Here is a 10111-nt window from a genome sequence, read left to right on the forward strand (position 1 = left end):
AACCAAAACTGCAACTAAACAAACTCAACTTATAAGAACGTAACAAATTTCAATTATGACAACAATAAAATTAGAAAATTTAACTTTAAAATATGCTAACGATCAAGACAATATCGTCGAAAACATAAATGTCACTTTTCGTCCTGGTGAAATGGTTGCCATAATTGGAGCCAGTGGCGTTGGTAAAAGCACTTTATTCAAAGCATTAGTACGTCAACTTCAACCTGCAACAGGCAAAGTAATTATTTTTGACCAAGATATTAACCAAATTCAGCGCAAAGTGTGAGCTAACACACTTAAACACATTGGTTTTTTAACACAAAAACCAAATTTAATTGTCACAGACACTGTGATGCAAAATATTTTACGTTCTGTTAACGACTATGAAAACTGATTTTTTAAACTTATTAACTTTGTAACAATCCAACAACGCAAAAAAATTTTGAGCATCTTAGATAAACTCGGGATGATTGATAAGACGTTTTTTAGGATCAGTGAACTTTCAGGTGGTCAACAGCAACGAGTAGAAATTGCCAAATTACTCTTTCGCCAAAGTAAAATTATTTTAGCCGATGAACCTACTAGTAGCTTGGACTTTAACACCGCAACTGAAGTTTTAAACACATTGAATACTTTAAAAACTGAACAACAATTAACAATTCTTGTCAACATTCACGATTTGAGTTTAATCAATTCTCATTTTGACCGCGTGCTTGGTCTTAAAAATAAACAAATTGTACTCGATGCACCGATTGACAAAATTACACAACAAGACTTAGAAAGTGTGCTGAATTAATGAAAAATAAATTGAAAAATTTTTGGTGCTATCAGTACACAACTCTGACTGGGAAAAAGGTAACAAGTCTAAAACCAATTTTTAAACACTTAGGAATTTTACTGTTGTTGCTTGCAATTGTTGGTGTGTGAGCATCTTTTTCGTGAGGTATCAACACGTCACCATTTGCTTGAAAAAATTTTGTTACTAAGTTAGGCAAATTGTTTGAATTTAGTTCAGAAAGCACTTTTTATAGTAAGCACTATGTTGTTAATTTATGAAGCGAAAGTTTAACTGCCTTATTTCAAACTTTAAAGTATGTGATAGTAGGAACTTTTTTAGGTTTTCTTTTAGCTATTATCAGTGCTACTGGCACTAATCAAACTTATCATTCACGTCTATACAGTAGCATTATTCGTAACTTTATCTTAGTTTTACGGGCAATGCCTGAACTAATTTTTATCACTTTTTTCACCAACATTTTTGAAGCATATTTTAGCTTAATGCTCATTTTTATGTGGTTTTCCTGGTTATGGTTACATAAGTACTACATCGAAATTATCAATAACCTTGACATTAGACCATATTTAGTCGCCAAAAGTCAGGGTGCCTCAACTTGAAAGGCATTTACTAAAGAAGTTTGACCGAGAATTCAAAGTCGTTATTTTGCGTTATTTTTATACTCGATCGAATCTAACTTAAGATGAGCCACTGTGCTTTCGACCCTAGGAGTTAGTGGGATTGGTAAATTCATCTATTATGCAGGCAATAGTTCAGCTAACTTTGGCGAACTTGGTGTACCGTTATTGCTGTTAACTATTGCCATTATCGTGCTGGAAGTAATTAATATTTTGTGTAAAAAGTATTTGTTTGAAACAAAAACTAAAAAAATCAAAACCGCCTTACTTGAGTTAACTAACCGTGAGGAACTCTACACACGCTTGGCAAAAGGTCCTAACTTTAAAAAAATTATTTCTTCTATTTTAGTTTTAAGTATTGCGCTCTTTACGATTGTAACTTTAGCTCTTAGCGATACTGTGTTACGAAGTCCTGAATATGCTAAAGCAATGCTCAAAGCAATTTTTACTCCCGCTTTAGGTTACACACAAGTATCAATGTGAACACAAATTTGGCAATTGTTGCAATTTGCTGTTGGTTCAGTGGCGGTGATGTTACTTTTTAGTTACTTAACTTTGCCATTCTGTTCAACAAAACTTTTTGGCACTCGCGTTGCCTTTGCTATGCGAACAATTACTTCTATTTTTCGTGTAATTCCACTTATTATCTACTTTTTCTTATTTAATTCGATTTTTAATTCTAATTTATTAATTCTGATGCTATTTGTGGGTTTACACCAAAGCACATCTTATGTGAAACAACTCTGAGATTTAGTTGATAGCCTCGATGAAGAAATTATTCGAAACCTAAAATTACAAAATTACACGCGTTTAATGATTTATCGTCGTTATATGTTACCAGCTGTACGCAATGATTATGTTTCGCTTTTATTGCTTTACTTTGAAATCGCCTTTAGAGATGCAATTACTTATAGCACTTTAACTTTAGATGGTTTAAATTTTGGCAAAAATATTTCAATAGCAATGAATCCACAAGCATTTAAACCTCAACAAGCTGCGGCTTACTTATGAATTGCAACAGCACTAATTCTAGTTATTAATTTGAGTGCTAGTGCACTGAATCGTTACCTCACAAAAGGCAAACAAGCTTTCAAAATTAAAAACTTGACTCTTCTTAAATTTTGGAAACGAACAAAAAAATGTCATAAAGTAATCTAAAACACAAACGATTTTACTCGCTTGTGTTTTTTAACTAAATTCTGCAAAAATCATCTGTAAAAAAATTAAGTTGGAAAAAAATTTTTAACTTTTTTTTACTTTTTGAGAGCACTTTTGTTCTTAATAAGTATGAAACTTTTTGGAAAGACGTTTTTGTTTACGGTAAACACAACTTTCTGCACACTGCCGTTAGTGGTCATGAGTTGTCAAACTAACTTTGTACCAAAACAAAATGAAATTTTTACAATTTCAAAAGTTTACAGCATTTATGATGGTGACACTTTTAAATTTGTTAAAAATAACCAATTACACACTGTTCGTGTGTTTGGAATTGACACACCAGAAATGAAACAAGAAAACAAAACATTGATTTTAGCTCGTCTTTTTGCACAAAAGGCACGTAGTAAAACTGTGACATTTTTATCACAGAGTCCATTAGCTTTACAATATTATAAAAAGGATAAATATAATAGATTAGTTTGTCGTGTAACGAATGATTTCAAGCAGGATTTAGCAATGACTTTAGTCTCGAAAGGACTAGCGCGTGTAAGTTATGTTTCAAACAACAAATATGACAAAAATTTTTATATTAATGACAAAAGTACACTGTATTATGTTGAAACTTTGCTTCACGCACAAGAAAATGCACAGTTTCTCGGCAGAGGTTTTTGGAACCCAAAAGTAGACCTTAGAAAAATTTACGATCGCTATGTTATTACACTAAAATAAGGGCTTTTAGCTTATAATTTACACATTGAAAGGAGGTGTTGTGGATTCAATATGAATAATCTTTATAGTCATTATTTCACTCTTTGCCATTTTCTTTGTGTATTCAGTTTTCAAAGACCGTAAGCAACGAAACCAAAGAAAGAAAGATAAGATTATTTTTGCAAATCAAGCACGTGAATATCGCAGAAAGCACATCTTTAACTTACACTTTTTAATCGAAATGAACCAGCAATATTTAGATAACTTTCAACCATCAATTGGCGAATACAAAATGCATGATGTTATTGACACTGCACGTGCTTATCTTTTAGATTTTGAGAATAATAAGGAATTTAAAGAATACATTGTGGCCAGCGACGACGAAAATGAATTGCTAGAAGCTTATGTTAATCTTCGCGACACCAGAAGTAATGCTTGGACAAAGAAAATTCCTCAAGTTTTAGATTACATTCAAAGAAATTTTAATGACTATCAACAAATAGATTATCAAGATGAGTTAAGGGTTGCCAAAGAAGAAGTGGCTACTTTCTATCAAAATCATATTACTAAAAACCAAGGTAGCGAAAATGACTCAGAATCAACAACCTCACAAGAAATCAACCAGACAAATTAATCCTAATTTAAGTAATTACCTAACTATTTTTAGATTAGTTCTTGGTGGCGTTTTATTAGTTTTGTTAACGGTTTTAGTTTCCTTAAATGCTTATTCAAAAGCTCTAGATGAAGTAATATTAGCTACTAAATTCACTTCAATTCAGCATCTTCTTCCCGTGGTTTCAACAAAACAAATTGTTATTTCAACCGCAATTCTCAGCACAGCCTTAGGTTTATTTTTAATCGCAGTACTAACTGACTTTTTAGATGGTTATCTTGCTCGTAAATTCAATCAAGTTTCTAATTTTGGAAAACTTTGAGATCCAATTGCGGATAAAATGGTGGTTTCTACAGTTTTAGTTGCTTTTACTGCGATGCAAATTGTGCCACTTTGAATTACAGTGATCTTAATTTTAAGAGATGTAATTGTTGGTGGTTTTAGAGTTGTGATGGCTAAAAATAATCTTAGTGTAGCAGCTGGTTGAATGGGAAAAATTAAGTCTGCAATTTTGTTTTTAGGCATCATCGTGATTTTTGCGCTGTTAATTGCTTCAGTACATAGTCAAAGTTTAGCCGGAAAATTTAAAAACATTTTGTCAAATAATGGACTTACTTTAGTTTATCTACTTAATATTCCAAATTTACTTGCTGTTATTTTTGCGACTATTTCAGGCTGACAATACTTTAAAGCTGTAAAAGAATTCATTGGTATGAACAAAAAAAACAACACTAAATAATTCAGTGTTGTTTTTTTATTAAATAAAAACTCGCACAAACTCGCGAGTAACTAAATTATATGTTGATACAAGACAAAACCGCAAGCTATAAAACAAAGCTTGAAGCTGTTGTTTTTAAACTATGAAAGCGTCGTAATTAAGAGACTTTGCAAGTATTATAGACTTTTTTGGAAATTAATCAAAAATTTTTTTTATTAGTGTTCAAATTTTAGAAACACGTAACACTTAATTTATTTCGTACTTATATTTATACATATACATATTAAAATAAAAAACAAAAATACCTCCAAGGTAAATTTTTTGTTTTTTATTTTTTACTATCACTATATATGACTTATTATGTATCTGTTTAGATATATATATATATATATATATATGTATGTATGTATGTATATGTTGACTATATCAATATAAACATAAGAAAAGAATGTTCCAAATACATTCTTTTCTTATGTAGTGTATATTACTGTAGTAAATCAAACAACAGTAGTAACAAACAACAGTACAAACAGTTGTTTGTTACATTAAATCAAACAACAGTAGTAACAAACAACAGTAGAAACAGTTGTTTGTTGTAATAAATCAAACAACAGTACAAACAGTTGTTTGTTACATTAAATCAAACAACCGTAATTGATATATACATAAAAAAAGAATGTTCCAAATACATTCTTTTTTTATGTAGTGTATATATTTATAGAGCATAAATATATACACATATTTTACTAATAGCACTATAATAAAGTGCTATTAGTAAAATAATTACATAACAAAAAATATAATTTTTTTGTTATGTATACCAATAAATGTGTTCATACACATTTATTGGTTGTTGATTCAATAAATTGAATCAATTATTGTTATAGTAACAAACAATTTCACTAAAAATTGTTTGTTACATTGAACCAAACAACCGTAGCAAGAACAAATTTTAGTTACTGTAACGGTTGTTTGATATATGTATTATTGCTTTTGATTTCTTGTAACATTTATGTTACCTGGTTTCCCTATTGTTTCATTATTGGCAGTTTTAATTTGCGGGCGAAAAATTACCTTGGCGGCATTTTTCGCTGCTTTTTATTAATATTTCTTCACTAACCGCAAAAAAGTTTGAGTTAACTTTTTTGCTCGCTAAAGAAAAATAATATTAATGGTTCGATTCGTACTTAGTACTTTTTGGCAAATTGTTTCTCAACTATAGGTGCAAAACGCACTTTTGGTATTTGCCTTAAAATAGTGACTAATGGCGCTTTCGGCATAAGGCGTAACTGCCGGCTTTAATTTAAAAGTATGTTCGATTAACTTAAAATTTTTTAAAAAATACTTTTGCAATGCTTGAATTTTGGTTCGCACTTTCGCACTAAAGCGGTGGTTGCTTAGTGCAAAATTCGTAAAATTGGTAATTTCTTTTAGTAATAAGTTTGCATCTCGCGCCTCAAAGGCGGCGATGATGCGGTGGTAAAAACACAGCGCTGGGCGCATACTAAAAAGTCCGGCAAAAGTTTTTACAATTTTGTCACGAATATGAAAAAGGTCGCACAAACGCACGCCTTGTAAAGACTTGGCAATTTTAGTCACAAATTTGGCGCCATCACCGCAAATTAGTAAATTTACTAATTTGCAATTGTTTTTCAGTTGCAATTGATTAATTAAAAAACGCACCAAAACATTCACGTTTTTGGTGCTTTTTGTTAGTTTTTGCACGAAAATTAATTTTTCGTTTGTTTCATTGGTAATATGCGCAATGCGCACAGCCTGGTTGTAAACTTTGCCCTTGCTCTGCACGCGCTGATAAGCGTCGTCAATATCAATTTGAATTGTGGCGCTCTGGTGAAATTTGGTAAGGTAAGCATCAAAATTTACTTGCTGCGTTTGATAAAACTTACTTTTTTGGGCGTAAGCTCACACATAGTGCGGAAGGCGGTTGTCGCCTGGTTTTGGTTTTCGGCGGGCGATTGGCTGGGTGTGTAAAGGTTGGTGCAAAGTTAGTGCTAAATACTTTTTGCGTTTCAAATTAACCAAAGCTTGCGTGTGGTAATACATAAATTTGCCTTGTTGGGGCTTACTATACATAGTTAAGTTATAAGTTAATTCAAAACCATTGATACTAATGGTACGTACATAACGTTCCCGCACAATGAAAGTGCGGGTGTTTGCATCTTCAAAGCGGCCTTTGGTGCGAAAGTGTTCTTCTAAGACATTAAATTTGGCCACAATTTCAACACCTTGGCGGCATAACTGCCAAAGCTCGCTTTGGTTTGTCTTCAATGTGTCATTGTGTTTAACCTCTAAATTACCCAGCGGTTTAAAATTGGTAGGCTGCTGCGCTAAAGTTTGGTGTGTTAATTCATCTATGTAAGCTGCCCAGGTTGTTTGGTGCTTAGCTAAAAATTCGTCCACGTAAGCGTGGAAAATGTGGTCTTCGGCAAAGGTAAAAATTGACATAACTTAACTCTTTCTCGTTTAAAATTATTATAACTTTGAACTTAAAACTTTGGCTTTGGTAACGATTTTATTTGTTATGGCTTCCCTCCGTCCCAAAACTCGAACTTTAAGTTCGCCAACACCGCCACCATTTACCAAAACAGAAGCAAACGCGGCGCAAATTCAAATTTTGGCACAGCTCGTGCAAAATTGGCACTGAACTAAGATCAAAATTTTCACTTTATTAAGTGAAAATGATTTTAGTGACCCACTCTGCCGTGAATTGTTTGGTGTGTTTAAACAAATTATGGATGCAAATTTAAAAATTAATAGTTCAATCATCACAGAATTTTTGCAAAGAAACAATAAACCAGAAGCAAAATTTGCGCCTTTGTTGCAAATTATAGAGAATGCGCACGCCCTTAGTGGCAACGTAGACTATGAACTCCAAGCTTTGTTTGAAAGCGAATTAACCTTAGCTTTTGAACAAACGTATCAACATTTTCTCGCTAACACAACCAGTTTGGACTTTGACCAAGCACACAAAAAATTCTCAGCGTTATGAAACCGTTTACAACAACTACAAAACAAAATGGCAAAAAAACAAATGGAACTTAGTGCTGAATTAAAAACTTTTAAGGAAAATTTTAAACACAGCGCAAGAACCTTTATTAACTGGTTTTAGTTTGTTTGATGCTTATAACCAGGGCTTAGCGAAAGGTTCTTTAATTGTGTTGGGCGCCCGCCCGGGCGTTGGTAAAACCGCCTTTGCCTTAAATTTAATTGCGGCCGTTGCTCACAAAGCCAAAGGGCGCTTAAAAAGGCCTTTGAATGTGTTGTTAATTTCTTTGGAAATGCACCGGAAGGAAATTATGGCGCGTTTGTTTGCACACTTAGCCCAAATTCCTATTACAAATTTTAGCGAGCAAACGTGAAAAGACACTGCAGAAAACAAAGCAAGAATGGAATTTGCGCTTAATTTTATTAATTTGAACTTAAATTTACTCATTGCAGAGCAATCACTGCACGAACAAAGTGATATTGATGCTTTTGTTAAATTCATTCCTTTAATTAACCTAAAACATCCTTTAGACTTAGTTATTGTAGACCACTTACAACATTTACATTACCCAAACGAAACATTGCGTACTTACGAAGTCGGTAAAGCGGTTGATACTTTTAAGCAAATTGCCAAAGAAAACCAAATTCCTATCATTTTGCTTTTCCAACTCAACCGGGAAAGCGTGCAGGAACAAACCTTGCCGACTTTAAAACACTTAAAAGATTCAGCCAGCATTGAAGCAGCCGCCGACCAAATTATTTTGCTTTCAAAAAGCAAACATAAATTATCAAATGGTAACTTTGTCGACATTTGCTTTTTTAATATGGCGAAAAACCGCGCCAACTCCTTAACAGATAGTTATATGGTTTTCAATGGTGAAACTTTAACTTTTAAGGAATTAAAAAAATAATTAATTTACGAATAATGCAATGTTATAGATATATACGCAAATAAGGACTAACAATGGCTTTCTTTAGAGATTTATTTCGTTATAAAGTTGAGCGCGCCGTGTTGAGCGTTGTACTTAACAACTATGATTACAATCACTACGCCGCAGAGTTTTCTCCTGCGAACTTTAAAGTTCCAGAATACCAGGCGATTTTTGAAATTTTGGCAAAATTATTTGACAATTGCCAAGTATATTCAACCCAAAATATAGTCGATTGCGCGCGCAAACATAATTTCACGAAATTTTTTTTTAATATTTATGGCGAAGTAGTTTTGACATCCATTGAGAATGAAAACTATTTTTTGCAAGAGTTTGCAAAATTCATCGTCATTGATAAAATTACAGCTTTGTTTCAAACCTGACGGGAAACTAAGTTTAGTTTTGACTTTAGCCGCAATGTACTAAAACAAACTTTAAATTTGTTAGCCGAAAATCTAAGTCAAGACAAAATTGCCGCCTGTAGCATTGATGAATATTTAGATAATTTTCGTCTTACTTTTCAGAACCAAGAAAAAACAATTAGCACCCGGTGAGCATTATTCGATACTAACAACCAGGGCTTACGACCAGGTGAATTAATCGTAATTGGTGCCCGCCCGGGCATTGGCAAAACGGCTTTAGCGACTAACCTTATTTTAAACGCCCGCAAAGCAAACAAAACTAAATTAAACATTTTATTTGTTTCGTTAGAAATGACAAAACAAGAAATTTTAAGCCGTTTAGTTGCTAATTTAACGCAATTACCGCTCTGAATGTTAAATAGTAAGAATTGACAAGCAACTCCAACTAACGAACAAGCCATCGATAAAGCTATAGCGTACATTGAAAAACACCTAAATTTGCGTATTTTAGAACCCACAGCCCAACATCTTATTGACAGTGACTATTTAACTAATGAAATTTTAGAATTAAAAACACAATGAGATATCGACTTAATCATTTTGGACCATTTACAAATTATGAAATTTGATGAAAAAACCATTCGCACTTACGCTTTAAGCGACACGGTGAATAAACTTAAGCTTATTGCTAAAAGTTTAGAAATTCCTTTTGTCTTACTTTCACAATTAAACCGGGAAAGTGACACCCAACAAATGCGCCCAACAAGCGCAAATTTAAAAGACTCCGGCGCCATTGAACAAATTGCCGACCAAATTGTGCTAATGTACAAAGAGTTTGAACCTAAGTTTATTAATCAATTGCAGCGCAATAAAAAATCGCAACTCCTTTGTTGCGACTTAATCAAAAATCGAAATGGCACGCTTAGACGTGCCTATATGGAATTTCGCGGTGAAACAATGATTTTTAATGAATTAGGAATTATTAATGAGATAGAGTAAGTATAGTATAAATTGTAACAAATTTTTGGTTTGAAGCAGCGTCCTATACTAATCCTATACCAATCCTATACTAATCCTATATGAATCCTATATGAATCCTATATGAATCCTATATGAATCCTATATGAATCCTATATGAATCCTATACCAATAGTATCGCATTCCTATCTTAATACTATATAAATACTATTTTAATCATTTTTTT

9 protein-coding genes are annotated in these 10111 nt (G+C 32.7%); 8 read left to right on the forward strand and 1 reads right to left on the reverse strand.

The genetic code is table 4. The features are described 5' to 3' along the window. The first annotated feature begins 55 nt into the window (after positions 1–55). The 5 genes from EXC55_RS00500 to pgsA all read left to right on the forward strand — a co-directional run bounded on the left by EXC55_RS00500 (position 56) and on the right by pgsA (position 4631). Positions 56–796: an ATP-binding cassette domain-containing protein gene (locus EXC55_RS00500; protein WP_223211672.1), complete on the forward strand. Its 741-nt coding sequence runs from the start codon at positions 56–58 to the stop codon at positions 794–796. Next, the gene (locus tag EXC55_RS00505; protein ID WP_129622746.1) at positions 796–2571 is read left to right on the forward strand and encodes an ABC transporter permease subunit; all 1776 of its coding nucleotides are present in this window, start codon (positions 796–798) and stop codon (positions 2569–2571) included. Before EXC55_RS00500 ends, EXC55_RS00505 begins: the two co-directional genes overlap by 1 nt. A gap of 198 nt (positions 2572–2769) precedes the next feature. Continuing rightward, complete coding sequence (locus EXC55_RS00510; RefSeq protein WP_165001858.1) at positions 2770–3300, forward strand: thermonuclease family protein; 531 nt, start codon at positions 2770–2772, stop codon at positions 3298–3300. 40 nt (positions 3301–3340) lie between these two features. Continuing rightward, complete coding sequence (locus tag EXC55_RS00515) at positions 3341–3913, forward strand: MHJ_0274 family protein (RefSeq protein WP_129622748.1); 573 nt, start codon at positions 3341–3343, stop codon at positions 3911–3913. After that, positions 3867–4631, forward strand: coding sequence for a CDP-diacylglycerol--glycerol-3-phosphate 3-phosphatidyltransferase (gene pgsA, locus EXC55_RS00520; protein WP_129622749.1), 765 nt, complete (start codon positions 3867–3869; stop codon positions 4629–4631). Before EXC55_RS00515 ends, pgsA begins: the two co-directional genes overlap by 47 nt. Positions 4632–5762: 1131 nt before the next feature. On the opposite strand, the gene EXC55_RS00525 is transcribed toward pgsA, so the two are convergent. After that, on the reverse strand, positions 5763–7076 hold the full coding sequence (locus EXC55_RS00525; protein WP_129622750.1) for a hypothetical protein: 1314 nt from the start codon (positions 7074–7076) through the stop codon (positions 5763–5765). Positions 7077–7152: 76 nt separating this feature from the next. Here EXC55_RS00525 and EXC55_RS00530 point away from each other — a divergent pair, with 76 nt between their 5' ends. The 3 genes from EXC55_RS00530 to EXC55_RS00540 are packed head-to-tail and all read left to right on the forward strand — an operon-like array spanning position 7153 to position 9906. Beyond that, on the forward strand, positions 7153–7740 hold the full coding sequence (locus EXC55_RS00530; protein ID WP_129622751.1) for a DnaB-like helicase N-terminal domain-containing protein: 588 nt from the start codon (positions 7153–7155) through the stop codon (positions 7738–7740). Between the two features lies 1 nt (position 7741). Then, positions 7742–8527, forward strand: coding sequence for a DnaB-like helicase C-terminal domain-containing protein (locus EXC55_RS00535; protein ID WP_129622752.1), 786 nt, complete (start codon positions 7742–7744; stop codon positions 8525–8527). A 53-nt stretch (positions 8528–8580) separates the two neighbouring features. Continuing rightward, positions 8581–9906, forward strand: a complete 1326-nt coding sequence (locus EXC55_RS00540; RefSeq protein WP_129622753.1) for a DnaB-like helicase C-terminal domain-containing protein — start codon at positions 8581–8583, stop codon at positions 9904–9906. Positions 9907–10111 lie beyond the last annotated feature (205 nt).

It is taken from the genome of Mycoplasmopsis columbinasalis (assembly GCF_900660705.1).
Taxonomy (GTDB): Bacteria; Bacillota_I; Bacilli_A; order Mycoplasmatales; family Metamycoplasmataceae; genus Mycoplasmopsis; species Mycoplasmopsis columbinasalis.